At 54.2% G+C, this 25,690-nt stretch carries 25 protein-coding genes and 1 pseudogene; 13 read left to right on the forward strand and 13 right to left on the reverse strand.

Annotation, left to right across the window (positions count from 1 at the left end):
- Positions 1-687: 687 nt before the first annotated feature.
- Together AB8B75_RS15035 and AB8B75_RS15040 are read left to right on the forward strand one after the other, a co-directional pair.
- Entirely contained in the window at positions 688-2,019 is a 1,332-nt protein-coding gene (locus AB8B75_RS15035; RefSeq protein WP_405363452.1) for a DUF5930 domain-containing protein, read from the forward strand.
- A complete protein-coding gene (locus tag AB8B75_RS15040) occupies positions 2,009-2,509 on the forward strand; it encodes a polymer-forming cytoskeletal protein (protein ID WP_405363453.1) in 501 nt (166 codons plus the stop codon). The genes AB8B75_RS15035 and AB8B75_RS15040 overlap by 11 nt, the downstream gene beginning before the upstream one ends.
- A gap of 433 nt (positions 2,510-2,942) precedes the next feature.
- Here AB8B75_RS15040 and AB8B75_RS15045 read toward each other — a convergent pair whose 3' ends face one another.
- Both AB8B75_RS15045 and AB8B75_RS15050 read right to left on the reverse strand, forming a co-directional pair.
- The gene (locus AB8B75_RS15045; protein WP_405363455.1) at positions 2,943-3,488 is read right to left on the reverse strand and encodes a peptidylprolyl isomerase; all 546 of its coding nucleotides are present in this window, start codon (positions 3,486-3,488) and stop codon (positions 2,943-2,945) included.
- On the reverse strand, positions 3,481-3,987 hold the full coding sequence (locus tag AB8B75_RS15050) for a peptidylprolyl isomerase (RefSeq protein ID WP_405363456.1): 507 nt from the start codon (positions 3,985-3,987) through the stop codon (positions 3,481-3,483). Before AB8B75_RS15050 ends, AB8B75_RS15045 begins: the two co-directional genes overlap by 8 nt.
- A gap of 129 nt (positions 3,988-4,116) precedes the next feature.
- Between AB8B75_RS15050 and AB8B75_RS15055 the strand changes: the two genes are divergently transcribed.
- The 5 genes from AB8B75_RS15055 (at position 4,117) to AB8B75_RS15075 (ending at position 9,600) form a co-directional block, all read left to right on the forward strand.
- The gene (locus AB8B75_RS15055; RefSeq protein ID WP_405363458.1) at positions 4,117-5,304 is read left to right on the forward strand and encodes a phosphoglycerate kinase; all 1,188 of its coding nucleotides are present in this window, start codon (positions 4,117-4,119) and stop codon (positions 5,302-5,304) included.
- A gap of 143 nt (positions 5,305-5,447) precedes the next feature.
- The gene (locus AB8B75_RS15060; protein WP_405363459.1) at positions 5,448-5,747 is read left to right on the forward strand and encodes a septum formation initiator family protein; all 300 of its coding nucleotides are present in this window, start codon (positions 5,448-5,450) and stop codon (positions 5,745-5,747) included.
- A gap of 148 nt (positions 5,748-5,895) precedes the next feature.
- Positions 5,896-6,900: a pyruvate dehydrogenase (acetyl-transferring) E1 component subunit alpha gene (gene pdhA / locus AB8B75_RS15065; RefSeq protein WP_405363461.1), complete on the forward strand. Its 1,005-nt coding sequence runs from the start codon at positions 5,896-5,898 to the stop codon at positions 6,898-6,900.
- 3 nt (positions 6,901-6,903) lie between these two features.
- Entirely contained in the window at positions 6,904-8,289 is a 1,386-nt protein-coding gene (locus tag AB8B75_RS15070) for a pyruvate dehydrogenase complex E1 component subunit beta (RefSeq protein WP_405363462.1), read from the forward strand.
- Positions 8,290-8,301: 12 nt separating this feature from the next.
- Positions 8,302-9,600, forward strand: a complete 1,299-nt coding sequence (locus AB8B75_RS15075; RefSeq protein ID WP_405363463.1) for a pyruvate dehydrogenase complex dihydrolipoamide acetyltransferase — start codon at positions 8,302-8,304, stop codon at positions 9,598-9,600.
- A gap of 73 nt (positions 9,601-9,673) precedes the next feature.
- Here AB8B75_RS15075 and cysE read toward each other — a convergent pair whose 3' ends face one another.
- From cysE to fabD, 10 genes and pseudogenes are all read right to left on the reverse strand, one after another.
- Positions 9,674-10,480, reverse strand: coding sequence for a serine O-acetyltransferase (cysE, locus tag AB8B75_RS15080; RefSeq protein WP_405363464.1), 807 nt, complete (start codon positions 10,478-10,480; stop codon positions 9,674-9,676).
- 167 nt (positions 10,481-10,647) lie between these two features.
- Complete coding sequence (locus tag AB8B75_RS15085) at positions 10,648-12,270, reverse strand: phage tail protein (protein WP_405363637.1); 1,623 nt, start codon at positions 12,268-12,270, stop codon at positions 10,648-10,650.
- 99 nt (positions 12,271-12,369) lie between these two features.
- Positions 12,370-13,122: pseudogene (locus AB8B75_RS15090) on the reverse strand (glycoside hydrolase TIM-barrel-like domain-containing protein); the annotation flags it as partial.
- A complete protein-coding gene (locus AB8B75_RS15095) occupies positions 13,031-13,375 on the reverse strand; it encodes a hypothetical protein (RefSeq protein WP_405363643.1) in 345 nt (114 codons plus the stop codon). The gene AB8B75_RS15095 and the pseudogene AB8B75_RS15090, both read right to left, overlap by 92 nt.
- 269 nt (positions 13,376-13,644) lie before the next feature.
- A complete protein-coding gene (gene mltG / locus AB8B75_RS15100; RefSeq protein ID WP_405363465.1) occupies positions 13,645-14,811 on the reverse strand; it encodes an endolytic transglycosylase MltG in 1,167 nt (388 codons plus the stop codon).
- Positions 14,811-16,070 carry a beta-ketoacyl-ACP synthase II gene (fabF, locus tag AB8B75_RS15105; RefSeq protein ID WP_405363466.1) on the reverse strand — a complete coding sequence of 420 codons (1,260 nt, stop codon included), beginning with the start codon at positions 16,068-16,070 and terminating at the stop codon, positions 14,811-14,813. The genes mltG and fabF overlap by 1 nt, the downstream gene beginning before the upstream one ends.
- Positions 16,071-16,160: 90 nt before the next feature.
- Positions 16,161-16,694: a GNAT family N-acetyltransferase; N-acetyltransferase gene (locus tag AB8B75_RS15110; RefSeq protein ID WP_405363468.1), complete on the reverse strand. Its 534-nt coding sequence runs from the start codon at positions 16,692-16,694 to the stop codon at positions 16,161-16,163.
- A 164-nt stretch (positions 16,695-16,858) separates the two neighbouring features.
- Positions 16,859-17,092 (reverse strand): acyl carrier protein, encoded by a 234-nt coding sequence (locus AB8B75_RS15115; RefSeq protein ID WP_298912012.1) that lies wholly within the window; start codon positions 17,090-17,092, stop codon positions 16,859-16,861.
- Positions 17,093-17,344: 252 nt separating this feature from the next.
- A complete protein-coding gene (gene fabG / locus AB8B75_RS15120; RefSeq protein WP_405363638.1) occupies positions 17,345-18,082 on the reverse strand; it encodes a 3-oxoacyl-[acyl-carrier-protein] reductase in 738 nt (245 codons plus the stop codon).
- Positions 18,083-18,090: 8 nt separating this feature from the next.
- Positions 18,091-19,023: an ACP S-malonyltransferase gene (fabD, locus tag AB8B75_RS15125; RefSeq protein ID WP_405363469.1), complete on the reverse strand. Its 933-nt coding sequence runs from the start codon at positions 19,021-19,023 to the stop codon at positions 18,091-18,093.
- 190 nt (positions 19,024-19,213) lie between these two features.
- On the opposite strand from fabD, the gene AB8B75_RS15130 reads away from it, so the two are divergent.
- The gene (locus tag AB8B75_RS15130) at positions 19,214-20,413 is read left to right on the forward strand and encodes a cytochrome b/b6 domain-containing protein (protein WP_405363471.1); all 1,200 of its coding nucleotides are present in this window, start codon (positions 19,214-19,216) and stop codon (positions 20,411-20,413) included.
- Between the two features lie 76 nt (positions 20,414-20,489).
- Here the strand turns inward: AB8B75_RS15130 and AB8B75_RS15135 are convergent, their stop codons facing one another.
- Entirely contained in the window at positions 20,490-21,062 is a 573-nt protein-coding gene (locus AB8B75_RS15135; RefSeq protein WP_405363473.1) for a YceI family protein, read from the reverse strand.
- Between the two features lie 361 nt (positions 21,063-21,423).
- Between AB8B75_RS15135 and rpsF the strand changes: the two genes are divergently transcribed.
- The 5 genes from rpsF (at position 21,424) to AB8B75_RS15160 (ending at position 25,672) form a co-directional block, all read left to right on the forward strand.
- Complete coding sequence (gene rpsF, locus AB8B75_RS15140; RefSeq protein ID WP_405363474.1) at positions 21,424-21,777, forward strand: 30S ribosomal protein S6; 354 nt, start codon at positions 21,424-21,426, stop codon at positions 21,775-21,777.
- Positions 21,778-21,803: 26 nt separating this feature from the next.
- Positions 21,804-22,031, forward strand: a complete 228-nt coding sequence (rpsR, locus tag AB8B75_RS15145) for a 30S ribosomal protein S18 (protein ID WP_005982441.1) — start codon at positions 21,804-21,806, stop codon at positions 22,029-22,031.
- Positions 22,032-22,041: 10 nt separating this feature from the next.
- A complete protein-coding gene (gene rplI, locus AB8B75_RS15150; protein WP_405363478.1) occupies positions 22,042-22,683 on the forward strand; it encodes a 50S ribosomal protein L9 in 642 nt (213 codons plus the stop codon).
- An 81-nt stretch (positions 22,684-22,764) separates the two neighbouring features.
- A complete protein-coding gene (locus AB8B75_RS15155; protein ID WP_405363480.1) occupies positions 22,765-23,292 on the forward strand; it encodes an AAA family ATPase in 528 nt (175 codons plus the stop codon).
- 403 nt (positions 23,293-23,695) lie between these two features.
- Positions 23,696-25,672 carry a bifunctional 2',3'-cyclic-nucleotide 2'-phosphodiesterase/3'-nucleotidase gene (locus tag AB8B75_RS15160; protein ID WP_405363482.1) on the forward strand — a complete coding sequence of 659 codons (1,977 nt, stop codon included), beginning with the start codon at positions 23,696-23,698 and terminating at the stop codon, positions 25,670-25,672.
- The last annotated feature ends 18 nt before the right edge of the window (positions 25,673-25,690 follow it).

Raw genomic sequence — 25,690 nt, forward strand, 5'->3', positions numbered from 1 at the left:
ATATCTGGCTTTGCACCCCGTGCGTACAAGATTTCTGTCAAAATCCAACTTACGAAAAGCTCTTCGATAAAAGCTTCCGGCCAGAGAAAATCGCTCAGCCCATAGAGACTTTTCGCTAGATGTCTCAAGACAAATCGGATTACAGACCGCTTTGCAGTGAGGCAGTTCAGTTAAATCAGTCAGAGACAAACCAATAGACTCCGCATTGTATGCTTTTGCATACAGAGATTGAGCGTCCCTGAAAAGACAATTCCAATTCAAGCGCAGTTGTTTGGACCGGTGGCTGCTATGAACCTCGACCGGACCCCAGAAAACTGCAGGCCAAATGAACGGCATGCTGACTTGAAAGCACCACTTAACGGCATCTCGTGCGGGGTGCTGTTTTTGGTGCATGTTTTGTGATTGACGGAGCCCAGAGCACCGCACGTTGCCGTATCGTTTGCACAAAAAAGTATGCGTGCTCCCAACCATTTCCCGCACCAAAGTTGACAATCCTGCGAAACAATTGGCAAATATCAGGCTAAAACGAGCAGTTTTTTGCCGATTTGCAACAATTCAACCCGAAGTCATTGCTCTGCGTCTGTTCGGGCTTGCCCCACTGTCTTGGCCTGATTAATCACTTTAACCCAAGGCTTTGGTCATCCGAAGAAGGTGCGAGCTTTGGGAAACAGGCATGGGAACGGCTTTGTGCGGACACGTTTGGCGATCAAATTTCATGGTATGCTCGAACGGCATCTCCCCGAACGCCGCGTATTTCTGAAATCCGACACAGACACTCGATTTATTCGACTTCGTCCCGAAACGCAGCTGATCGCTTTTGCGGGTGCAGGCTTGCTGGTGTGCTGGACTATTTTGGCGACTGCAATTTTGCTGATGGATAGCATTGGCGCAGGCAATTTTCGCGAACAAGCCAAGCGCGACCAAAGCACATACCAAGCTCGGTTGCATGACCTCTCCGCGCAACGCGACAGTCGCGCTTCCGAAGCGCTGGCCGCACAGGAGCGGTTCAACGCGGCGTTGGATCAGATTTCGGTAATGCAATCGCAACTGTTGGAATCCGAGACACGGCGTCATGAGTTGGAAACCGGCATCGACGTTATTCAGAAGACCTTGCGCACGACGATGGAAGACCGTGAAACGGCTCGAAAGGCACTTGCGGAACTGCGTGATGGCGTTGGTGAAAATGAGGCCGGGACAGTTTTGGCGGGTAAGGATGGCGGCGCACCGGTCGACTTTTTGTCGGAAGCTTTGGCACGCACGGCGGCAGAGCGGGATCAGGTTGTGGCTGATGCCCAGGAAGCTTTGGTCCAAGCAGATGAACTGTCTCTTGAGATCGCGTTGATGAAAGAGAATAACAATCAGATTTTCCGACAGCTCGAAGAAGCCATGACCATTTCCGTCGCGCCCCTCGATAAAATGTTCAAGGCTGCGGGCTTGCCCCCGCAACGCATTCTGGATCAGGTGCGACGTGGCTATTCGGGTCAGGGCGGTCCGCTGACGCCATTGTCGTTTTCCAGTCGTGGAGAAGAACTCTCACCTGATTTCACGCGCGCCAATCGGCTTCTAGAACAAATGGATACGCTCAATCTCTACCGGATCGCCGCAGAAAAAGCCCCCTTCGCCCTGCCCGTCAAAAAGGCTTTCCGCTTTACCAGTGAATATGGGTTCAGGCGCGACCCAAAAACCGGTGGTCGGCGTATGCACCGCGGTGTGGACTTTGCCGCGCCTGCCGGCACCGACCTTTTTGCCACAGCTGATGGCGTAGTGATCCACGCGGGTTGGCAATCGGGCTACGGAAGGCTGGTTAAAATACAACACGAATTCGGAATTGAGACAAGATACGCTCATCTTTCAAAAATTCGCGTCAAAGTTGGGCAAAGGGTCTCGCGCGGCGAGCATATTGGTGATATGGGAGCATCTGGACGGGTGACCGGCGTGCACCTCCACTATGAAGTGCGCGTTGGCGGGAAAGCTGTAAACCCAATGATCTATATCAAGGCTGCAAAAGATGTTTTCTAAGAGCAAAATCAACGAACCAGGACAGAGACCTGCTGAACCTGAATCACAGGCGAAACCACCTTCTTCCTCTGCTCCGGCCAAGCCGGCATCAACAGAGTACAAGGCGAGCCCGCCCAAGGCGAAACCACCTGCCTCTGTTCTGTCACCGGACTTGCATGTAACTGGCAACATGAAGACGACAGGTGATATCAATGTCGAGGGCACGGTCGAAGGCGACATTCGCGCGCATCTTTTGACCATCGGCGAATCGGCCACGATCAAAGGCGAAGTCGTTGCAGATGATGTTGTGGTCAACGGTCGCGTTGTTGGCCGCGTACGGGGCTTGAAAGTCAGGCTGACCTCTACAGCACGCGTTGAAGGCGATATAATCCACAAGACAATTGCGATCGAATCCGGTGCGCATTTCGAAGGTTCTGTGCAGCGCCAAGACGATCCATTGACGCCAGGCGCCAAAACAGCGCCTGCGACTAAACCAAATCCAGCGTCCTAAAACACACAACGGAATGCTGCTTGATGAGACCGTGCGCAATCTGCGCGCGGTTTTTTTGTACCTTTGGTTCCGCTTAGTCAGCATGAAACCCTTGTATGATTTTCGTGCACAACTTGTGCACAGACTGTGCACCGCCCGTCGACCCGAAACTGGAAACGGAAGTGGAGGGTTTTTGTGCAACGAACCGCAGAACCGCATCGCGCAGGCTTTTTTAGTAACGAATTTGCGGGCTGGCTACAGCGACATAGGCAAAAATGCCAGTGAGTGGGACCACGACACCTTCAAACCTTCGGCATCGATGTGAGCGCGCAAATATACCGGTCTCGTTAGTTCACAGGACAAACACGCGCGGGTTTGCAGACAAAGTCTGCCCAAAAGAAAAGGCCGCTGGCGTTAAGCTGAGCGGCCTTTCCTTAAGTCGTTGGTGAGCCATCTACTCGGTGACCGTGACCGTTTCCATAATGTCCGGGGCTCCGATGACTGAGCCGTTGGGTCCGGTCCCCAGCCTGATGGCGTCCAGAATGTCGAGCCCTTCGATAACGCGCCCAACAACTGTGTATTGTCCATTCAGAAAATAGCCCTCATCAAACATGATGAAAAACTGGCTGTTGGCACTGTCGGGACTCTGCGCCCGGGCCATGCCAACAACGCCACGGTCAAAAGGCACATCGGAAAACTCGGCAGGCAGGTCAGGCTGGTCCGAACTGCCGGTACCAGCGCGGCCCATGTCGCCGCCTATTTTGCCGTGCTGAACATCGCCCGTTTGTGCCATGAAACCTTCAATCACACGGTGAAAGACAACGCCATTATAGGCACCGCTTTCTGCAAGTGATGCGATCCGTTCGGCATGTTGCGGGGCCACGTCTTCCAGCAGATCGATGACAATCGTGCCGTTTGCTTCGCCTGAAACCTGAATTTCGATACCCGTCGCCATGGCCGGGCCAGCCAGCATCACAGATGCCATGATCGCCTTATACATCGGCGGCGACCTTCATCGAGACGATACGGTCCGGCTCCGCGGGCGGTTCCCCTTTGGTGATGGCGTCGACGTGTTCCATACCTTGCGTGACCTGCCCGTAGACGGTGTATTGACCGTTGAGGAAGTCATTGTCTTTAAAGTTGATGAAGAACTGACTGTTGGCACTGTCAGGGTTTTGCGATCGGGCGGCGCCGATCGAGCCACGCGCATGTGGGATCTTGGAGAATTCGGCGGGGACATTTGGCAAATCGGATCCTCCCGTCCCGGCCATGCGCAAGTTGAAACCTTCTTCCATATTGCCATGCTGCACGTCGCCGGTCTGTGCCATGAAGCCATCAATGACGCGGTGAAACGCGACGTTGTCATAGTGACCGCTCCGGGTCAGCTCTTTCATACGTGCCACATGTTGCGGTGCAATATCTGGCAAAAGTTCGATGGTGACAGTGCCCCCGCTCAGTTCCAGCAAGATTGTGTTTTCCGGGTCTTTGATCTCGGCCATGCGGCGCTCCTTCGTTAATACTTTGCAGGTTACCTAAGGCGTGACGACCGGATTGCCAAGCAAGTCCATTGACCTCTGTGTCGATAAGCGCAAAACACGCATAAATGGCAGCTAGGAAAGGAACGCAGGATGGGTTGGAAAACGCTTGACGATATGGATCTGGCGGGCAAGCGCGTGTTGGTGCGCGTGGATATCAATGTACCCGTCGAGGATGGGCTGGTCACAGACACCACCCGGATCGACCGCATCGTTCCAACCATAAAGGATATTCTGTCGGGAGGTGGGATGCCTATCCTGCTTGCGCATTTCGGTCGACCCAAAGGCAAGTATGTACCGGAAATGTCGCTGCGGGTCACCCTGCCCGCTTTGGAAAAAGCTCTTGGTCAGACGGTCGTGTTTGTCGAGCGACCAGACCCGGAGGCTCTGAAAGCCATGCCTGCGGGCTCGATTGTTCTGCTGGAAAACACCCGCTTTGCGCCGGGCGAAGAAGCAAATGATCCCGGCATGGCGCAGTTTCTGGCGAGCCTGGGCGATCTTTATTGCAACGATGCGTTTTCCGCCGCGCACCGGGCGCATGCTTCTACCGAGGGTGTCGCGCATCTGCTGCCATCCTGTGCCGGACGGTTAATGCAGGCGGAGCTGTCTGCTTTGGAAGCAGCGCTGTCGCATCCGGAACGCCCGGTTGGCGCCGTCGTCGGCGGTGCGAAGGTATCCAGCAAAATCGAGCTTCTGGAAAATCTGGTGGGTCGCCTTGATGTGCTGGTGATCGGGGGTGGCATGGCCAACACTTTTCTTGCCGCGCAAGGTGCGCAGTTGGGCGCGTCGCTTCAGGAATCTGATTTTGTCGACACCGCCAAAGCCATTATGGCGCGGGCTGCGGAAACCGGATGCCAGATCCTGCTGCCGGTGGATGGCCTGGTAGCGCGTGATTTCACAGCGGGCGCGGCATATGAGGTGGTTGCACTGGGAGCAGACACTGTTCTTGAGAGCGATCAGATGGTGCTGGACGCGGGGCCGCTGAGCGTCGAGGCCGTGGCGAAGGCCTTTGCAGAACTGAAGACCCTGATCTGGAATGGCCCGTTGGGTGCCTTCGAGATCGCACCTTTTGATCAGGCCACCAACGCCGCCGCAGCTGATGCAGCAAGCCAGACCAAAGCGGGATTGTTAATATCGGTTGCCGGAGGAGGTGACACCGTTGCCGCCCTGAACCAAGCGGGCGCTGCAGATGATTTCACGTACATTTCGACCGCAGGTGGCGCATTTCTGGAGTGGATGGAAGGCAAGGTCTTGCCCGGGGTCGCAGCGTTGGACGGCTAGTCAAGCAATCACCCTGCGCCTTTGCATTGCATGGCAAAAATGCCTGTTTCCATAATTGCCGCGACAAAAAGGATTCCCTTGGGGTATCGCATGTGTCATAGTTTCTCCATGCCCGCTAAGAGGCGACGATGAGGCACCGCACCATGACCCGCACATCCCGACCCCCGCTAGGATCTTTTGTGTTTTTCGCTCTGGCCTTGGGTCTTGCGACTTATTTCACATTCGCCGCCGTACAAGGTGACTTTGGGCTGTTCCGACGAGCGGAGATCGTTGCAGAAGCCGATGCTCTTCGCAGCCAGTTGGAGACCGTTACATCGGAGGTGGTCCGTATGGAAAACCTGACAAAGCGGTTGTCTGATGGTTTTCTGGACCTTGATCTACTTGACGAACAAACACGGTCGGTATTGGGCATGATCCGCGCTGATGAAATCGTCATCCGCTAGAAGTTTTTCCGGGCGAAATAAAAGTAGAACTATTTGGACTGACAACACATAAGATTGTCACTCGCATTAGGTTTGCGAATCCGCTAGATAATAGTTTAATGCTAAACTATCTGCCCGAGAACGGGCGCGATGAGGGGAGAACGCTCTGATGGCACCGCGAAAATCAACCAAGAAACCGAATGTATCTGCGGAGGAGCTGAAAGCCTACTACAAAGACATGTTGTTGATCCGGCGATTTGAAGAGAAGGCCGGCCAGCTCTATGGGATGGGGTTGATCGGAGGGTTTTGCCACCTCTACATCGGTCAGGAAGCTGTCGTGGTCGGCCTGGAAGCCGCATCCAAAGAAGGCGACAAACGCATCACCTCCTACCGCGATCACGGTCATATGCTGGCCTGCGGTATGGACCCCAAAGGCGTTATGGCAGAACTGACGGGGCGCGAAGGCGGCTATTCCAAAGGCAAGGGTGGCTCCATGCACATGTTCTCCAAGGAGAAACATTTTTACGGCGGTCACGGGATTGTTGCAGCCCAAGTTCCCTTGGGCGCGGGTCTTGCCTTTTCAGACAAGTACAAAGGGAACGACAATGTGACCTTCACGTATTTTGGTGACGGTGCGGCCAACCAAGGTCAGGTCTATGAGGCCTACAACATGGCAGAGATCTGGAACCTGCCGGTCGTTTTTGTGATTGAGAACAATCAATACGCCATGGGAACATCGACCCAGCGCTCAACGCACTCCCCCAGCTATTGGGAGCGCGGCGCAGCCTATGGGATCAAGGGCGAAGAGGTCGATGGGATGGATGTCTTGGCGGTTAAAGCCGCAGGTCAAAAGGCCGTCGATACCTGCCGAGCGGGCAAAGGTCCCTATATTCTGGAAATCAAGACATATAGATATCGCGGACACTCGATGTCTGATCCGGCCAAATACCGAACCCGTGAAGAAGTTCAGAAGATGCGGGACGAACGTGATCCGATTGAAAACGTGAGATCGTTGCTGCTGACCGGGAAACATGCCACCGAAGATGACCTGAAAGCGATCGACAAGGAGATCAAGGAAATCGTCAACGAGAGCGCTGAGTTTGCCAAGATATCTCCGGAGCCAGCATTGGAAGAGCTTTGGACCGATATCTACGCAGAAGCAGGGGTGGCTTGAACAATGGCAACTGAAATTTTGATGCCCGCTCTTAGCCCCACAATGGAAGAAGGCACATTGGCCAAATGGCTGGTCAAGGAAGGTGATACTGTTGCGTCCGGCGATATCATGGCTGAGATCGAAACCGACAAGGCGACGATGGAGTTCGAAGCTGTTGATGAAGGCACCATCGGCAAAATCCTGATTGCCGAAGGCACCGAAGGTGTAAAAGTGAATACCGCTATCGCTGTTTTGCTCGAGGATGGCGAAGACGCCTCCGCCATCAGCACGGTATCGGCTTCCGCACCGGAGGCAGCGGCGCCCGCCGCCGCTGCACGCGACGAGGTGCCCTCGAGCCAGGTCGCAGACACGCCTGCCCCTGCTGCGCCGCAAACAGATTCATCGCCCGATTGGCCCGGAGGCACCGTCTTGAAAGAACAGACCGTGCGCGAAGCATTGCGCGATGGCATGTCCGAAGAAATGCGGCGGGACGATACTGTTTTCCTGATGGGCGAAGAGGTAGCCGAATATCAGGGCGCGTATAAAATCTCGCAAGGGATGTTGGACGAATTTGGCGACAAGCGCGTGATTGATACACCGATCACGGAGCACGGGTTTGCGGGGATCGCCACCGGGGCGGCCTTCGGCGGTTTGCGCCCGATTGTCGAATTCATGACCTTCAATTTTGCCATGCAGGCCATGGACCAGATCATCAACTCCGCCGCCAAGACGCTCTATATGTCAGGTGGTCAAATGGGCGCACCAATGGTGTTTCGCGGGCCAAATGGTGCGGCCGCACGGGTCGGCGCGCAACATAGTCAGGACTACGCGGCCTGGTTCATGCAGGTCCCGGGCCTCAAGGTCGTCATGCCCTACTCGGCGTCCGATTATAAAGGGCTAATGAAAACTGCGATCCGCGACCCGAACCCGGTCATATTCCTGGAAAACGAGATCCTCTACGGGCGCAGCTTCGACGTGCCTGATCTTGAAGACTATACGGTACCGTTCGGCAAAGCCCGCATTTGGCGTGAAGGCACAGATGTGACCATCGTCAGTTTTGGGATAGGCATGCAATATGCGCTTGCTGCTGCGGAACAATTGGCCAACGAAGGTATTTCGGCCGAAGTGCTCGATCTGCGAAGCCTACGACCGATGGACACAGGCAGCATTATCAAGTCTGTTATGAAAACAAATCGTTGCGTCACCGTCGAAGAAGGCTGGCCGCAAGGATCGGTTGGCAACTACATCAGTTCCGTGATCATGCAAGAGGCGTTCGACTACCTCGATGCGCCCGTCATCAACTGTACGGGGAAAGATGTTCCGATGCCTTATGCTGCCAATCTCGAAAAGCTGGCATTGGTGACAACGGAAGAGGTCATCGCGGCCGTCAAACAAGTCACGTACAAATAAGGAGCGCGCAACATGCCTACAGAAATCCTGATGCCCGCCCTGAGCCCAACCATGGAAGAAGGTACTTTGGCAAAATGGCATGTCAAAGAGGGTGACACGGTGTCGTCCGGCGACATCATGGCCGAAATTGAAACCGACAAGGCGACGATGGAATTCGAAGCTGTGGACGAAGGAACAATCGGTAAAATCTTGATCGCGGAAGGCAGCGAAGGTGTGAAGGTCAATACCGCCATCGCAATCCTGCTCGAAGAGGGCGAAACGGCGGACGATATTGAAAATACCCCCGCCCCGGCCGCGGCAGCGCAAAGCGAAGGGCCAGCCCCGGTCAGTGCCGAGCCCGCAATTCCAGTACCGTCTCCCGCCGCGCCACAAGCCGCCGATGGTACACGTGTTTTCGCATCCCCTCTTGCACGACGCATCGCCGCAGAAAAAGGTGTGGATCTGAAAGCGGTCAAAGGATCCGGACCGCATGGCCGCATCGTGAAAGCAGACGTCGAAGGGTTGAGCGCAACGGCGGTTGTGTCATCTGCGGCTGTTTCTCCTGTCGACGCGCCTGCCACCAAGTCGGCAATGGCCTCGGGCCCTGCGGCTGATGCGGTTATGGCAATGTATGAGGGGCGCGATTATGAAGAAATCAGCCTCAATGGCATGCGCAAAACGATTGCCGTTCGTTTGACGGAAGCCAAGCAATCCATACCGCATTTCTATTTGCGTCGCGACATTGCGTTGGATGCCCTGCTGAAGTTCAGGGGAGAGTTGAACGCGCAACTGGAAAACCGTGGTGTGAAGCTTTCGGTCAATGATTTCATCATCAAGGCTTGCGCTCTCGCATTGCAAACCGTGCCAGATGCCAATGCTGTCTGGGCGTCCGACCGGATCCTGAAGTTGAAGCCTTCGGATGTTGCCGTTGCGGTTGCCATTGAAGGCGGCTTGTTTACACCGGTATTGAAAGATGCCGAAATGAAATCGCTCTCGGCTCTTTCAGCAGAGATGAAGGACCTGGCGGGACGGGCGCGGGACAGGAAACTCGCGCCGCATGAGTATCAGGGCGGCAGTTTCGCGATTTCAAATCTTGGAATGTTTGGCATCGACAATTTCGATGCAGTTATCAACCCGCCGCATGGGGCGATCCTAGCCGTGGGTGCTGGCGTGAAGAAACCTGTCGTCGGAAAAGATGGTGATTTGGGCATCGCCACAGTGATGTCTGTCACGCTTTCCGTGGATCACCGCGTGATCGACGGCGCTTTGGGCGCGCAGCTTTTGCAGGCAATAAAAGAAAACCTTGAGAACCCCATGACGATGTTGGCTTGAGCGAAGACGGCTAACTTAGACAAAAAAGGCCTGGTGCAGTGACCCGGCCTTTTTGTTTAAATTGTCGGATGGCCTATTCGGGACCAAACATATGGTTCATGGAAATAGCAGGTTGATCACAGCCCGCCTCACCCACGATCCGTGACGGTATGCCGGCAACTGTCTTGCAGGGTGGCACTTCTTCCAACACGACGGAGCCAGCAGCAATGCGGCTGCAATATCCGACCTTGATATTGCCTAAGACTTTCGCGCCAGCACCGATCAAGACACCATCTTCAATTTTGGGATGGCGATCTTCCTCTTCTTTCCCGGTGCCGCCTAGAGTCACAGAGTGCAACATCGAAACATTGTCACCAACGACAGCCGTTTCCCCAATCACAATTGAATGCGCATGATCAATCATGATCCCTTTACCGATCCGAGCAGCGGGATGAATGTCGACGCCAAAGATTTCTGATACACGCATCTGCACGAAATAGGCCAGATCGCGGTGGCCTTGGGTCCAAAGGTGATGCCCCACGCGGTATGCTTGCATGGCCTGATACCCTTTGAAATAGAGTATCGGTTGCAGCAATCTGTGACATGCCGGGTCACGCTCATAAATCGCGACCAGATCAGCTCTGGCAGCATGAATCAGACCAGGGTCTTGAGAGTAGGACTCCTCGACCATCTCGCGCACGACCACCATGGACATTTCGTTAGATGCCAACTTCGCCGCAATACGGTACGACAAAGCTTTTTCAATGCTCTTGTGGTGCAGGATACAAGCGTGAAGAAAACCACCCATCAGTGGTTCATCCTGTGCTGCTTTGCGCGCCTCTGCGCAAATCTGATCCCAGGTTGGGTCCATCGAAGCGATATTTGGTCTAGGCTCTGCCATAGGGGTCATCCTTTTGCGCATGATTGTAACCTATTTAGTCATTAAAAACCAAATGCAAACCTGTGATGCCTTTCATCTCAGAATGGAATGTAAGAAAGGGATTCTGACTTAACTGGGAGGTTCTTAGGAACAAGAGAAGCAAAAAAACCAAACAGATTCTTCAAAGATTAGTCGGTTACCTTTATTTTTCTTGTAAGACCAGCGCCGTACACGGCGGATAACTGCGAAACTTCGAGCTCAAATGGTGTGACAATTCCATCTGCAAGACGTTGCGCTGATGAATACTGCCATTCGGGAGCTGGAACGACTTCCTCTCTGACATTCGTGCTCGCCTTCAGAACACGTATGCGATAGCTCTCTCTTTCCTCACCCAAGGGAACTTCGGGCACGTCCCAACTGTCACCGTCGACGCGCGTGCGCCTGATCCAAGAAGCATTTAGATCGCCATCAATGTCAAAATGCGCGCACAAATGAACCGGTGCATAGGGGCGTTCCCCATTGCCATTGAATGCTTGTGAAGTCTGTTGGAATGAAGGGTCATCCACAGGTCGTTTCGCGGGACCAATGCGATACGTTTGAGCAACACGCCTCAGGTTTCGGCTCAAGTCAATCTGGTCCGGAAAGCCATTCAGCAAAACGAACCACGAACCGATTGGCCAAGCGTTGGGCATCAACGCATCGCTTCCCAATTGGCCTCTAAGGCGGTTACTCAGCCAATATGTATTGGTATCGACCAATTCGGCGTTACTGAATTGAAAAAGCTCCCAATTATCGGGTGTCCCGTCACCGATTGCTGCCAGATTAGCACCGCTTAACATAACATTCTGCTCGACAGAACTTAAGGTACCACTGATCAATTTGACTTCCAGCGGCGCACCATAATCCACTCTGCCCGGCGCCGCTGTGACTAATTCATTCTGAGTCGTACCAATAATCGATCGTGCCGGCACTTGATTTGTAAGGCGGAAATCACTTTCGCTCGGTGAGCGATAGATTGCCACGGCCCCTGGCCACGGGTTTGCTGTTGCGGCGATGTGTGGGGCGTGTGGGACTTCGTCCCCTTTGATCAAAGGAAGATCAAGAAAAAGGGATGAAACCGGCACCGCGGGAACGAAAGGCCTTGAGCTAGGTATATCGTCTATCATTTCTGCAGAGGTATAAACGTCAGGCTCAATTCGAACAGCTTCGATGATCTGAAGCATACCTTGTTCCACCCTATCAATACGATAGAGCGCGCGACCTTCAGATTGATCACCCTGCAATTCAATCAGGTCACCGGCACCCATCGTCAAACATGAAGGAGGTAATGCGAACCGAATGGCCTCACGTGCAATGCGCGCTTCGGTCAGCCATCTTTCCGCAACTTGCCGTCCCTCTCCACGGGTGAGAGCTATTGGGATTTCCGATGTTGAAACGGAGTGTGTACGTTCGTCTGCCAGAACAGTTTCTTCTGCCAGAACATTGAACTCAGCATCGGCCTGCACGAAACGCAGCCTGACCCGACCGGCCATTTCAGCTTGCGCGGACCGAGATTGTTCGACGACTCCATCCAGTTCCTCGCTCAAAGCCAAGATGCTGCGATCGAGCGAAATCGGGACTTGACCTTGGCGCATCCGAAATACCAAAAGCCCGTCACGCTCCACAGCATCAAAGGAAAACCGAAGCATTAATGGTTGCAGAGACGCCCTTGCATCGTTCACGTCATTGACGGAGTAACCACGCACGGTCCCATAAAGTTGGCTGGTATCGTAGTTGACCAGTCCTGCTTTTCTACAGATTTCACCCACCACCGACGCAAGAGATCGCGCTGACGTCCTACCATTGATCCAATGACCGCGCGCATAGTTTTCTGAATCAGTCCAAAGACCCGCATTGTTTGGAAAATACGGATAAGGTCGCGCGTCCCATGCCCATACAAATGCCCGGTTCATATTGACCATGGAATCGCCGTATATAGATGAAACAGGGTTGTTTTCCGCGTCACCCCAATACGAAACCATAGCGCGTATGTACTGGGCCTGGATAAAGTCGTCACGCGATCCATTCGAGAATTTTGGCAGGCTGCTTTCCGAAGACTTCAAGTCGATGAATTTGTTTGGCTGGTTTGTGCCCTTGTCGATGGAGGCGCATCCCATTTCGTCGACCCAGGCCGCGTCAAACTGCGGTCCTCTGAGCCCTTCCGGATCAAACGCGGAGTGCACCGAAGCAATCGCGCCGTTTGGCCACACCAGCCGTTTGCGGCCCGCTTCCCAAACCGGTTTTCGGTCGGGAGGCGAACAGGCCAGGATACCGCTGTCGCCAAAAACCATAACTTCGCGCACCTGGTCAAAGGTCTCGCCCACCAGGGCCACGCGTCGTGCGCGTCCTGCGTTCGTAGGCATTGCCCCCTCAACCTGCGCCCGCACCCACTCCGCACCTGCGCGGGTCTTCCCCGCCCCGCGCCCGCCCATGATTACCCAGGACCGCCAATCTCCCTCTGGCGGTAATTGGTGTTCCATCGCTCAAAACTCGAACAAAAAAGGGAGAGCCAGAAGCTCTCCCTCAGTCAATTCATTCAGAAACTGGTCCTGTAGGTCGCGTGCAGCGGAGCCGATCCAGCTTGCACCCAATCGAAGCCCGTGCCTTTTCGAGATCGAGGGCATAGCCTCCTTGGACGATTCCTGCGTGTTTACTGCGGCATTCGACAAGGCGGTTCTCCACTTTCTGGCAAGTCTCCAAGAGCGACACAGCATGGGTCACGGTCTTGGACCCCTGCGTCGTCACTGCACCATCTGTTTCGCGGACCCGTTCTTTGAGGTCTTCCAATTCTTTTCGCAAATCTTTGATGGAACCGATGACCGAGTTTAAAAGGTCTTCAGTTTGCGACTCTACGAGCTCTGGGGTGATTAAAGTCATTCAGGTCTTTACCTCTCATGCGCGTAGTCTCCGCACGAGAGAAACGAAAAAACGACCCGGCGGGATTACTCCCGGGGTCGTCTGCCCACTTCTTCTAGCATGTCACAAGGTATACGTGTAACCGTTCGCAAAGTCAAGAAAATTCCAATACGATCAAAACGCTAACCGTACGGTCGGATTAACAAAAGTTAATTTCCGCACGAGAAAACTCAAGGCCATTGACGGTTAAGAACCATAGTTCTTGCATCAGGCCGCCAATCCGAAAACACTCAATTTCCGGAAGGTTGATTGGCGCGATCCGCCTCGATCTGTCGCCATTTCGCAACGTTGCGATTATGCTCCTCCAGTGTTTTGGCAAAAGCATGCCCGCCCGTGCCGTCGGCGACAAAAAATACATAGTCTGTTTCCAAAGGACGGGCTGCGGCTTGAAGACTTTCAGTTCCGGGATTGGCAATGGGGGTCGGCGGCAACCCTTCGATCACGTAGGTATTCCATGGCGTAGCTGCGCGCAGTTCGCTGCGTCTCAGACCACGACCCAAAACTCCCTGCCCCTTGGTCACGCCATAGATCACCGTGGGGTCGGTTTGCAACCGCATGCCACGGTTCAAACGATTCACAAAAACGCTGGCGACTTGTCCGCGCTCTTCTGCCACGCCGGTTTCCTTTTCGATGATCGAGGCCAGCACCAATAGTTCCTCTGGCGTTTGCACGGGTAGGTTCTCGTCGCGATTTTGCCAGGCTTGAGCCACCCGCAATTCTTGTGCGCTTTGCATGCGTGAAATGACCTCGGCGCGATCATCGCCTGGTCGAACCTCATAGCTGTCGGGAGCCAGCGAGCCCTCCGGCGGCAGATCAGCTACTGTTCCTTCGAGCACGTCCATCGACTTGAGGCTTTCAACAACCTGCCAGCTTGTTACGCCCTCAGCCAGTGCTACTCTAAAACGCGTGTCGCCTTGTGCCTTCTTTTCCGCATAAACAGCGGGTGCGTCTTCTTCAGCTGGTGTGAAGCTTGCGCGTTCGGCAAATCGGTTTGTTTCAGGATCCAACTCGCGCACCTGAATGCCCAAACGATTGACACCGATGCGGTAGACCACCTCCGTACCGCAGGTACTTGCCCCGCCGCGCGTGACGATGTCGACGATCTGCGCCATGGATGCGCCGGGATCAACAAGATAGCTCCCCGCCTTCAACTGACTGGTTTTTTCCGCATAGTCCGCGCCCATCCGGAAAATCACTGGTGAACTCACCGCCCCTTGATCCTCTAGATCGACACTGACACGGCGCATGTTTGTGCCGCTCGGGACTTGCAGGCAAATGGCTTGTTGCAGCGGACCTGAGGCATCGTATTGGCCTTTGCCCCACAAAATGACCCCGCCCATCAAGAACAACAGAACGATCAGCATGGTCACGGCGTTGGAGGCAATATGACGCCACATCAGTCTACTTTCCCGAATATCACACAGGCGTTCGTGCCGCCAAAGCCAAATGAGTTGGACAGAGCCACATTCACTTCACGTGGACGCTTGGCATTGGGTGCCAAATCAATGGGTGTCTCCACAGCAGGGTTGTCCAGGTTGATCGTTGGTGGGGCAACCTGATCCCGGATCGCCAAGATCGAGAAAATAGCCTCGACGGCACCTGCTGCACCCAACAAGTGCCCCGTCGCGGACTTGGTGGAAGACATGGTAACCTTGCTGGCGTGATCTCCCATCAAACGCTCAACGGCGCCCAGCTCGATCGTATCGGCCATTGTCGATGTGCCGTGTGCGTTAATGTAGTCAATATCCGTTGGCGCAAGCCCGGCATTGCGCAGTGCATTGCGCATCGCGCGTTCGCCGCCCTCTCCGTCTTCAGACGGCGCCGTGATATGAAAGGCGTCTCCCGATAGCCCGTAGCCTAGAACTTCCGCGTAGATTTTCGCGCCGCGGGCACGGGCATGTTCTAGCTCCTCCAACACGACGACACCTGCGCCTTCGCCCATGACAAACCCGTCTCTGTCAATATCATAGGGTCGGCTGGCTTTTGTCGGTTCATCACCCCGTTTGGTGCTCAGTGCTTTGCACGCATTGAAACCGGCCATTCCAATCTCGCAGATAGCCGCTTCCGCCCCCCCGGCAATCATCACATCCGCGTCGCCAAAACCAATCAAACGGCTGGCGTCACCAATGGCATGCGCTCCAGTGGAACAGGCTGTAACGACGGAATGGTTGGGTCCCTTAAATCCGTATCTAATGGAAACCTGACCGGAGATTAGGTTGATCAATGCTCCGGGCACAAAGAAAGGGGAAACCCGGCGCGGACCTTTCTCGTGCATCATTATTGCAGTATTTGCAATCGAATTGAGCCCGCCTATTCCGGAACCAATCAGCACACCCGTTTGTTCGAGGCTCTCTTTATCTTCAGGCTGCCAGCCGGCATCCTCTACAGCCTGTTGTGCGGCAGCGAGACCGAAAAGGATGAAAGTATCTACCTTGCGCTGATCTTTTGGCGCGACATAGGTATCAGCATTGAAAGTCCCATCAGAGCCATCCCCCAACGGCACTTCGCAGGCATATTGCGTCACCAGTTTGCTTGGATCAAATCCAGTAATCGGTCCTGCACCAGACTGACCTGCAAGAAGCCGTGACCAGCTCGCCTCAACCCCATCGGCCAACGGTGTAACCAGGCCCAGGCCTGTGACAACTACTCTGCGCATTGTAACGCCCTTCATTATTTCGTGTCCCCCCATACAGCCTAGCGCCATTTTTGTGCAAGGGCACACAGTTGGGTAACCAGCATCGATTTGCTATTGCGGCGGGCCTTTTCGCACCATGAGCCGCACAGGGCTGCCCTCGTATTCTGTATCGCGCAGTACTGTGTACCCCACAGCTTCTGCAATTTTTACAGACGCGCTGTGTTCGGGGGCAATCATGCAAACCAATTGGCCGGTAACAACTCGGTCAAACCAGTCGTGTGACGCGCGTACGGCTTCAATCCCGAAGCCTTGACCATGAGCCTCTGGGGCCAGTACCCATCCGGCCTCCGGAAACAAGTCGAAATCTTCACCCAAGTCGCGTTTGGCATAGAAAAATCCAACTTGTCCCGACATGTCCGTTTCTCTGTGACGATGTATGGCCCATTGCCCAAAACCCGTGATCTGCCAATGACCGGCATGGCGTAAAAATGCTGCCCAGGCTTTGCTGCGCGGCCATGGATCACCATTAATGTATTGCACAACTTCCGGCATCGCCCATATTTCGGCAAATCTGCTAAAATCCTCTGGCCGCATGCCACGGAGGGTCAATCGTGAGGTATTGATCGTCGGAATGCTGCGCGACATCTCGCTGCCTCTGCTCTGAAAATGGGGTCTTGCGCCCTCTGTCGGCAGAATTGCGCAATAGCAGGTATCTTTTCAACCCCTGAGCGAAGCCAGAATAGCAAAAAGCGCCCTTCCTTTTGGAAAGACGCTTTTTCGCATGCAATCGGCGGATGCCAGGTTGCGGTTCAGGAAGCTTCGGAAATGAACTTCACCGCGTCACCAAAGGTTTGAATGGTCTCAGCCGCATCATCAGGAATTTCGATGCCAAATTCTTCTTCGAATGCCATCACCAGTTCAACTGTGTCGAGGCTGTCTGCGCCCAGGTCGTCGATGAACGAAGCATTTTCAGCTACTTTGTCCTCTTCAACACCCAAGTGCTCCACAACGATTTTCTTAACGCGATCTGCGATGTCGCTCATATTAATCCCTCATTCGTTCGGGCCAAATCTGGCCCCTTTCGGTTGCTTCCCGCTTCGGCTCTGACGAGCGCGGCAAACGTTTGCCCCAAAGGGGCGGCTCTCTCCGATCTAGCGTGAAAACCTCCGCGCTAATTCGGATCGGTCCACATGTACCTAAGCACATGTGGGGTCAATTGTGCGCCCCCTTTAGCACAAGCGGCAGCGATGGCAAACGGAATGTGCTTTCCCGCAAGGGGGGTATGCAAACTGCAGTCATAACATGGCCATACCACCGTTCACATGCAAGGTTGTTCCGGTAACATAGCTGGCCTCGGCGCTGGCAAGATACAAGACCGCGGCGCTGATTTCTGACGGTGTTCCCATCCGGCCAGTGGGAATTTGCCCCATTATTCCAGACTTTTGGTCATCCGTAAGCTTGTCTGTCATCGCTGTCTCGATAAATCCAGGTGCGACCGCATTCACAGTGATACCCCGGCTTGCGACCTCATAGGCCAAGCTCTTTGACATGCCGACCATGCCGGCCTTGGACGCGGCGTAATTGGCTTGGCCGGGGTTTCCTGTTGCACCAACAACGCTTGAAATATTAATAATCCGTCCCCAACGCGCTTTCATCATGCCGCGCATCACACCTTTACAAAGCTTGAACGTTGCCGTGAGATTCACGTTCAAAACGGATTGCCACTCGTCATCCGACATGCGCATGAAGAGGTTATCCCGAGTGATCCCGGCATTGTTGACCAGGATGTCCACCGAGCCCATTGCCTCTGCGGCTTGTTTTGGCAGCGCGTCGACCGAGCTCATATCGCTGAGGTTGCAAGGCAGTACAGACGCCCGGCTTCCCAGTTCTGCCGCCAATGCGTCAAGCGGGTCGACACGTGTACCCGACAATCCGACGGTGGCACCTGCCGCGTGCAAGTGCCGTGCAATTTCGGCACCAATGCCACCCGATGCGCCAGTCACCAGCGCATTTTTACCTGTCAAATCGAACATCATCGGTTTTATCCTTCCACTAGAGCTTTGATGTCATCGGGTGCTCCGACGTTGCGCGTCACCGCCTCCCTTGCGATCCGCCTGATCATGCCGCTGAGCGCCTTGCCTGCGCCTAATTCCCAAAACTCTGTCACGCCTTGGCCTACCATCCATGCTACAGATGACTGCCAACGCACCCGACCTGTGATCTGATCCACCAACAAAGATTTTATCTCCGCAGGATCGCTAACCGCTGAAGCTGAAACATTTGCAACCAAGGGCACTTTCGGCGCATTCAGGGTGACCTGGTCGAGCGCTTGCGCCATTTCGTCGGCTGCTGGCGTCATCAACGCACAATGGAACGGCGCAGAGACCGGTAGCATCAGCGCGCGTTTCGCTCCGGCTTCTTTGGCCAGCACAAGGGCACGTTCCACTGCCTCCTTGTGGCCCGAAACCACGTTCTGGGTGGGGTCGTTTTCATTTGCGACTTGACAGACCTGATCTTCTGCCGCTTCTGCCGCCACACGCGTGGCGGCCTCGACATCCAATCCAAGGACAGCCGCCATCGCGCCCGCGCCCACTGGAACGGCTTGTTGCATGGCGCGCCCGCGGATTCGCAAAAGCCGGGCGGTATCTGCCACACTGAAAGTTCCTGCCGCGGCCAAAGCGGAGTATTCGCCCAGCGAATGACCCGCCACAAAGCTCACCCGGTCCAGCCCGAAACCTTCCGCTTCAAGACTGCGCAAAGCCGCCATGGACGTGGCCATTAAAGCCGGTTGCGCGTTTTCGGTCAGTGTGAGTGTCTCTATGTCGCCTTCCCAAATCAGCGTGCTGAGCTTCTCGCCCAAAGCATCATCAACCTCTTTGTAAACATCCATCGCTGCTGGATAGGTGTCTGCCAATGCCTTACCCATGCCGATGGTCTGTGCGCCCTGACCCGGAAAAACAAATGCGATGCTCATCAAACCTCCTCCCCTTTCTTTTGTGTTCCCCGGCTTAGCCTGACGATGAAGGCGAGGCAACGTCCCTGCTTGCAATTTGGTGCAGCATGTCGCTTTTGCACCTGCGCGCAGCATATGTGCACCGGTGGCCATTGCCGTTGTGCAGATCGCAACTAAGCTAAGAGCATCACCTACGACGAGGAGGCAAACAATGTCGCTGTCCAATTCCGCCACGCGGTATGGTGCCGTAACCAAGACATTTCACTGGTTAACCGCTCTGCTGATTCTGACTTTGATCCCATTGGGTATCTACGCGAATGGTCTACCTTACGACACCTCCGAAGAACTCGCACAGAAAGCATGGTTGTTTTCTCTGCATAAAACACTGGGCGTGGCCGCTTTCTTCACTGCTCTGGCTCGGATTCTTTGGGCGATCCGTCAACCTAAGCCGGGGCTTCTGCACGCTGATCGAAAGCTGGAAAGCCTGGCCGCAGAAACAGTACATTGGCTTCTCTATGGCTCACTATTGCTGGTGCCCCTGTCGGGGTGGGTGCATCACGCGTCGACTGATGGCTTTGCGCCGATCTGGTGGCCATTTGGGCAAAATCTTTTCTTTGTGCCGAAATCCGAAACCGTTGCAGCCGCTGCTGCTGGGCTGCATATCGTATTTGAACGGGTGCTGGCGGCTTCCATCTTGCTGCACGTCGCAGGCGCTCTGAAACACCACATCATCGATAAGGACGTGACACTGCGGCGAATGCTTCCTGGATCCCCGTCAGTACCTGAAAGTGATGGACACCACCGGGTGGCTCTACCGATCTTTAGTGCTCTGGTGATCTGGGGCGCGGCGCTTGTCATCGGCAGTACTCTCGACCTTTACGCCAGCCACACGCCGGTTGCAGTCTCGGCCTCGCTTGACGAAGTTCAATCAGACTGGGTCGTGCAAGAAGGAGAGCTGGCGATTGTTGTGCAACAAATGGGATCGGACGTGCGCGGTGTGTTTGCGGATTGGACTGCGCAAATTAGTTTCGACGAAACCATCGCAACTGGGGTCGCAGGCGCCGTCGAAGTCACCATTTCTGTTGGTTCGCTGACACTTGGGTCAGTCACAGGACAAGCGCTCGGGGCAGATTTCTTCAACGCCGACTCCTTTCCAACTGCCGTTTTTCAGGCTGATATCCTGCGGTCCGATGCCGGCTACGATGCGCAAGGTACCGTGACCATCAAGGAACGCTCCATGCCTGTCACTCTGCCTTTCACACTTGATCTCGTCGACGGGGTCGCGACGATGCAAGGCAGCACGCAGTTGGATCGCCGCGATTTCGCAATTGGCGACGGGCAAAAAGATGAAGGCTCTCTCGGATTTAGTGTCGGCGTCGCTGTATCGCTGATTGCTTCAAAAGATCGATAGTCGGATCTCAGACCAACGCCCATGAAAAAGGCCACGCAAAAGCTGCGTGGCCTTCGAGTGCTTGGCGGGACCAAGATTACTCGGCTTTCATCGCTTCGATAGAAATGACGATTTCCACTTCGTCACTGACAAATGGCGCAAAGCTGCCCAGGTTGAAATCCGACCGCAACACAGTTGTCGTTGCATCAAAACCCGCCCAAGGTTTGCCGGCCTGAGGATGATCTCCCGTTTGGTTCAACTTGGCGTCCAGAACAACTGACTGGGTTACGTCGTTCATGGTCAGATCACCCGTGATCTGCGCTGTGTTGTCACCGGTGACTTCGATGCCAGTTGATGCAAAGGTGATCATATCGCCCTCTGCAGCACCAAAGAAATCGTCGGACATAAAGTGTCCATCGCGTTTTTCCCATCCTGTGAACATGCTCATTGTGGGCATAGAGACAGTCACGGACGACGCTGACGGGTCTTCCTGATCGAACATGATCTCGCCTTCAAAACCCGAGAACATCCCAAAAGTGGTTGAGAAGCCCAAATGGTTGTAGCTGAACACAACCTGGCTGTGGCTGGCGTCCAGAACATATTTTTCAGCGGCTGCCGAAGCCATGCCTGCTGTGGCTGCAAGGGTGGCGGCAAGTACAAGTGATTTCATTTAGGTGACCTCCTTATTTTGCGAATATATCACTTATGTGGGCCGGTTTGCGCCAATGCCAATCCCGCAGAAGTAAACAAGTTCTGCGCGCTTGCGAACAATACGTGGCGATGAAGGCTGACTTGTGTAAAAGAAACCGTGCGAAGTCGGAAGGTTAGTGTGCCGGAAGCGCGTGGCGGTACGGGCCGTCGTGAATGTCTCTTGCCGTGTTATGCAGCGCGGGCTTGCGCCTTTTGCCAAAGCGTGTATATCGGCCTTTCCTTTGCACACCACTTGAACCGCGCAGTCTCTCGTGGCGGGGCCGCAAAAGGAAAAATGGCCCCTCATATGAAATGCGCCTTGATAGAAATGAGGAATTGGCATGCCTAAATATGAGCATGTTATGATCGCGCGTCAGGACTTGTCCAATACGCAAGCCGAAGGGCTGATCGAACATTTTGGCGCCGTTCTGTCCGATAACGGCGGCGCACTCGTGGATCACGAGTACTGGGGCGTCAAAACGATGGCCTATAAGATCAACAAAAACCGCAAAGGCCACTATGCCTTCCTGCGCTCGGATGCTCCGGCTCCAGCAGTTCAGGAAATGGAACGCCTGATGCGCCTGCATGACGATGTGATGCGCGTTCTGACCATCAAAGTAGATGATCACGCTGAACTGCCATCGGTACAGATGCAAAAACGCGATGAACGGCCTGATCGCCGTGAGCGCCGTTGATCGACATTAGGACAAGGATATAAACCATGGCCGCAAAACCATTTTTCCGCCGCCGCAAAGTCTGCCCGTTCTCGGGTGATAACGCGCCAAAGATCGACTACAAAGACACACGCTTGCTGCAACGCTATATCTCAGAGCGTGGCAAGATTGTGCCATCCCGTATCACCGCAGTCTCCGCCAAGAAGCAACGTGAACTGGCTCGGGCCATCAAACGCGCTCGCTTTCTCGCGCTGCTGCCATACGCTGTGAAGTAAGGAGACCGTCATGCAAGTTATCCTTCTCGAACGCGTCGCAAAACTGGGCCAGATGGGCGAAGTCGTCGACGTCAAACCCGGGTATGCCCGCAACTTCCTTTTGCCTCAGGGCAAAGCTTTGTCGGCATCCAAAGCCAACATCGAAGCTTTCGAACAGCAAAAAGCACAGCTTGAAGCGCGTAACCTGGAGACCAAAGCGGAAGCCGCTTCGCTAGCCGAAAAGCTGGATGGTCAACAGTTTATCGTGATTCGCTCTGCGTCTGATGCAGGCGCGCTTTATGGGTCCGTTACAACCCGTGACGCCGCCGAAGCCGCGACAGAGGCAGGGTTCTCTGTGGATCGCAAGCAGGTCGTACTGCAACCGATCAAGGAACTTGGTCTGCACGCTGTTCAGGTTGTGCTGCACCCCGAAGTAGAGGCAACGATTGAACTGAACGTGGCCCGCTCCGCGGAAGAAGCCGAGTTGCAAGCCGCAGGTAAATCCATTCAGGAACTAGCGGCAGAAGAAGAAGCAGCTGCAGAATTTGAGATTGCAGAGCTTTTTGAAGACATTGGGGCCGCCACATCTGAAGATGACGATCTGGCCGAAGCTTTAGAGACACCTTCCGAAGATGTCTCGGGTGATCAGGAAGATACTGCAGGCAAGTCCTGATTTCAGCACAGATCTAACAACAAAAGCCGGGTGCCATATGCGCCCGGCTTTTTTTTGGTCCGGCGCGCGGTATAATCCGGCATGGCAAACCACATATTGATTTCCGGCTGCTCAGGTGGCGGCAAATCAACCCTCGTTGCATCCCTGAAGGCGCGGGGTCACCGCGTAGTTGAAGAGCCTGGCAGACGCGTCATCGCCGCTCAGAAGGTATCGGGTGGCAATGCATTGCCTTGGACGAGCATGATCGCATTCTTGCGAGAGACGCACGCATTGGCGCAGAAAGACCTCGCCTGGGCCACGCAAACTGACGAGCGGGTCTTTTTTGACAGGGGCCTGATCGATGTCGCCGTCGCTTTGGAGTATTACGCGGGCGCGCCGGTATCACGCACAATTGGCGCCGATCGCCCCTACCATCGAAAGGTCATTATGGCACCGCCTTGGCCTGAGATTTATCGAACTGACACAGACCGCCGTCACGGGTTTGACGAAGCTGTTGCAGAACACGACCGGATTCAATCAGCTCTAATCCAATTGGGGTATTCGCATTTGATATTGCCCAAAACTTCGGTGTCAAATCGGGTGGAATTCGTTCTTTCGCAATTGTCTTAGTAGCGATGACATCGTGTTTCCGAGGCGGTAACACGCGTTTTGACATATACAACAGTCAGGCAAATGCGAAGACTTCGTCAATTGCTGATGGGGTCAATTCCAAATGCTGTTCGCCAATTCACGCAAGATCCGGTCAAGGGCGATGCCAAAGGTCAAACATCCAATTGACGACCGTTAGCAAAAGAGAATTTTGCGACTAATTTGATGATCTGAATGATGCCGAAATCTTAACGCGATCAGCGTCAATAGTTTTGCGAGGCTCTTGGTTTGAAACCGGATTGCTTCTAGAGCAACATATACTACTCTAGAGCGAAGTAACCGGAGGAGAGATGACTCCTCAGGCCCATGCAAAACGTTGCCAAACCGTAAGGTGGCAATGAAAAGCATCTGTTTACATGAGACAATGAAAAGGAAAACTGCTGTGACCCTATGCCTCTCTCGTCGTTCGTTTATTGCCGGCAGTGCCGGGCTACTGGCATTACATCCGTTTTCCGTTCAGGCTGCTGCTGGCCAAGCGCACCTGCGATTGATGGAAACCACCGACCTTCACGTTCATGTCTTTCCCTATGATTACTACGCGGACAAGCCCCGTGACACAGTCGGTTTGGCGCGTACTGCTTCCATCATCGCTGATATCCGCGCAGAGGCAACAAATGCGCTCTTGCTCGACAACGGTGACTTTTTGCAGGGCAACCCGATGGGAGACTACGTTGCCTATGAGCGCGGCATGAAAGAGGGCGACATGCATCCGGTCATCGCGGCCATGAATACTGTGGGATTCGATGCCTCAACGCTGGGTAATCATGAATTTAATTATGGTCTTGATTTCCTGTTGAAATCTCTCGCAGGTGCCAATTTCCCCGTCGTGTCGGCGAATGTTGTAAAAGAAATGGGTGCCACGCCTGTTCAGGACACACCGCTGGTCACGCCCTATTCGCTCATCGACCGTCAACTTACAGATGGTGACGGCGTCAAACATCCGATTAGAATCGGGCTCATTGGATTTGTCCCACCGCAGATCATGAACTGGGATCGCAAGCACTTGGAGGGCAGCGTTCAAACCCGCGATATTTTGGAAGCGGCTCGCGCTTACGTGCCTCAAATGAAAGAGGAAGGCGCTGACATTATCATTGCGCTATCGCATTCCGGGATTGGATCGGCGCAAGAAACTGCGATGATGGAAAACGCTTCAGTGCCTCTCGCCGCTGTTCCTGGCATTGACGCTATTTTGACCGGGCACAGCCATTTAGTTTTCCCTTCCAGCTCTTATGAAGACTACGCGGCGGTTGATGCGCAAGCGGGCACAATCCATGGGAAGCCAGCGACAATGGGAGGTTTTTGGGGCAGTCACCTCGGTCTCATTGATCTCATGCTAGAGCGGGATAGCAACGGCTGGCGGATTGCGGGGCATGCTTCCGAAGCGCGACCCATTTCCAAGCGCAATGAAGATCGCTCTATCACTGCCTTAGTCGAGAGCGACGCAGCCGTGCTGGCCAGCACGCAACAAGCCCACGATGAGACCCTCGCCTATGTGCGCCGCGCAGTCGGTAAAACGGATGCCAATCTGCACAGCTATTTTGCCTTGGTGGCGGATGATCCATCCGTACAAGTCGTGTCAAATGCGCAAACATGGTACATCAAGGAAATGCTGCAAGGGACTGAATATGAAAACCTTCCTGTTCTGTCAGCAGCCGCGCCTTTCAAGGCTGGTGGCCGCGGCGGTCCGGAGTACTACACGGATGTACCCAAAGGTGATGTTGCCATAAAAAATGTCTCAGACCTCTATCTCTATCCGAACACTGCGCGGGCGGTTTTGGTCACAGGCGCTGAGGTTAAGGATTGGTTGGAACGCTCCGCTGGAATGTTCAATCAGGTAACACCTGGCGAAGCCGACCAGATGTTAATCAATGATCGTTTTCCGTCCTATAATTTTGATGTGATTGACGGCGTAACCTACCAAATTGATCTCAGCCAGCCGTCAAAATTTGACCCAAAAGGTGCGTTGATTGAACCGGATGCAAGTCGGATATATGACTTGAGGTTCAATGGTGAACCAATTGATTTAAATCAGAAATTCATTATTGCCACCAACAACTACCGTGCAAGTGGCGGTGGTGATTTTCCTGGTGCAAAGAGCGATAGTATTGTCTTTGAAGGCCCGGACACCAACCGTGACGTCATCGTCCGCTATATCGTTGAAAACGGCACAATTAGCCCACGTGCGGATGCCAATTGGACGTTCAAGCCTTTGGACGGTGCGTCTGTATTATTTGACACGGGCCCCAAAGCCGAGAACTACGTCGATGATGTCAAAGGCATGAATCTCGTGCCCGCAGGTGAAGGATCAGACGGCTTTGCGAGATTTCGCATTCAACTTTGAGTAAAACAAAACAGGGCT

Origin of the sequence: Roseobacter sp. (genome assembly GCF_045106495.1) — a bacterium.
GTDB lineage: Bacteria > Pseudomonadota > Alphaproteobacteria > Rhodobacterales > Rhodobacteraceae > Roseobacter.

Coding starts and splice junctions, on each gene's coding strand:
- AB8B75_RS15040 (WP_405363453.1), top strand. CDS start 2,009: ATGTTTTCTAAGAGCAAAATCAACGAACCAGGACAGAGACCTGCTGAA.
- AB8B75_RS15045 (WP_405363455.1), bottom strand. CDS start 3,488: ATGTATAAGGCGATCATGGCATCTGTGATGCTGGCTGGCCCGGCCATG.
- AB8B75_RS15050 (WP_405363456.1), bottom strand. CDS start 3,987: ATGGCCGAGATCAAAGACCCGGAAAACACAATCTTGCTGGAACTGAGC.
- AB8B75_RS15055 (WP_405363458.1), top strand. CDS start 4,117: ATGGGTTGGAAAACGCTTGACGATATGGATCTGGCGGGCAAGCGCGTG.
- AB8B75_RS15060 (WP_405363459.1), top strand. CDS start 5,448: ATGACCCGCACATCCCGACCCCCGCTAGGATCTTTTGTGTTTTTCGCT.
- pdhA (WP_405363461.1), top strand. CDS start 5,896: ATGGCACCGCGAAAATCAACCAAGAAACCGAATGTATCTGCGGAGGAG.
- AB8B75_RS15070 (WP_405363462.1), top strand. CDS start 6,904: ATGGCAACTGAAATTTTGATGCCCGCTCTTAGCCCCACAATGGAAGAA.
- AB8B75_RS15075 (WP_405363463.1), top strand. CDS start 8,302: ATGCCTACAGAAATCCTGATGCCCGCCCTGAGCCCAACCATGGAAGAA.
- cysE (WP_405363464.1), bottom strand. CDS start 10,480: ATGGCAGAGCCTAGACCAAATATCGCTTCGATGGACCCAACCTGGGAT.
- AB8B75_RS15095 (WP_405363643.1), bottom strand. CDS start 13,375: ATGACTTTAATCACCCCAGAGCTCGTAGAGTCGCAAACTGAAGACCTT.
- mltG (WP_405363465.1), bottom strand. CDS start 14,811: ATGTGGCGTCATATTGCCTCCAACGCCGTGACCATGCTGATCGTTCTG.
- fabF (WP_405363466.1), bottom strand. CDS start 16,070: ATGCGCAGAGTAGTTGTCACAGGCCTGGGCCTGGTTACACCGTTGGCC.
- AB8B75_RS15110 (WP_405363468.1), bottom strand. CDS start 16,694: ATGTCGCGCAGCATTCCGACGATCAATACCTCACGATTGACCCTCCGT.
- AB8B75_RS15115 (WP_298912012.1), bottom strand. CDS start 17,092: ATGAGCGACATCGCAGATCGCGTTAAGAAAATCGTTGTGGAGCACTTG.
- fabG (WP_405363638.1), bottom strand. CDS start 18,082: ATGTTCGATTTGACAGGTAAAAATGCGCTGGTGACTGGCGCATCGGGT.
- fabD (WP_405363469.1), bottom strand. CDS start 19,023: ATGAGCATCGCATTTGTTTTTCCGGGTCAGGGCGCACAGACCATCGGC.
- AB8B75_RS15130 (WP_405363471.1), top strand. CDS start 19,214: ATGTCGCTGTCCAATTCCGCCACGCGGTATGGTGCCGTAACCAAGACA.
- AB8B75_RS15135 (WP_405363473.1), bottom strand. CDS start 21,062: ATGAAATCACTTGTACTTGCCGCCACCCTTGCAGCCACAGCAGGCATG.
- rpsF (WP_405363474.1), top strand. CDS start 21,424: ATGCCTAAATATGAGCATGTTATGATCGCGCGTCAGGACTTGTCCAAT.
- rpsR (WP_005982441.1), top strand. CDS start 21,804: ATGGCCGCAAAACCATTTTTCCGCCGCCGCAAAGTCTGCCCGTTCTCG.
- rplI (WP_405363478.1), top strand. CDS start 22,042: ATGCAAGTTATCCTTCTCGAACGCGTCGCAAAACTGGGCCAGATGGGC.
- AB8B75_RS15155 (WP_405363480.1), top strand. CDS start 22,765: ATGGCAAACCACATATTGATTTCCGGCTGCTCAGGTGGCGGCAAATCA.
- AB8B75_RS15160 (WP_405363482.1), top strand. CDS start 23,696: ATGAAAAGGAAAACTGCTGTGACCCTATGCCTCTCTCGTCGTTCGTTT.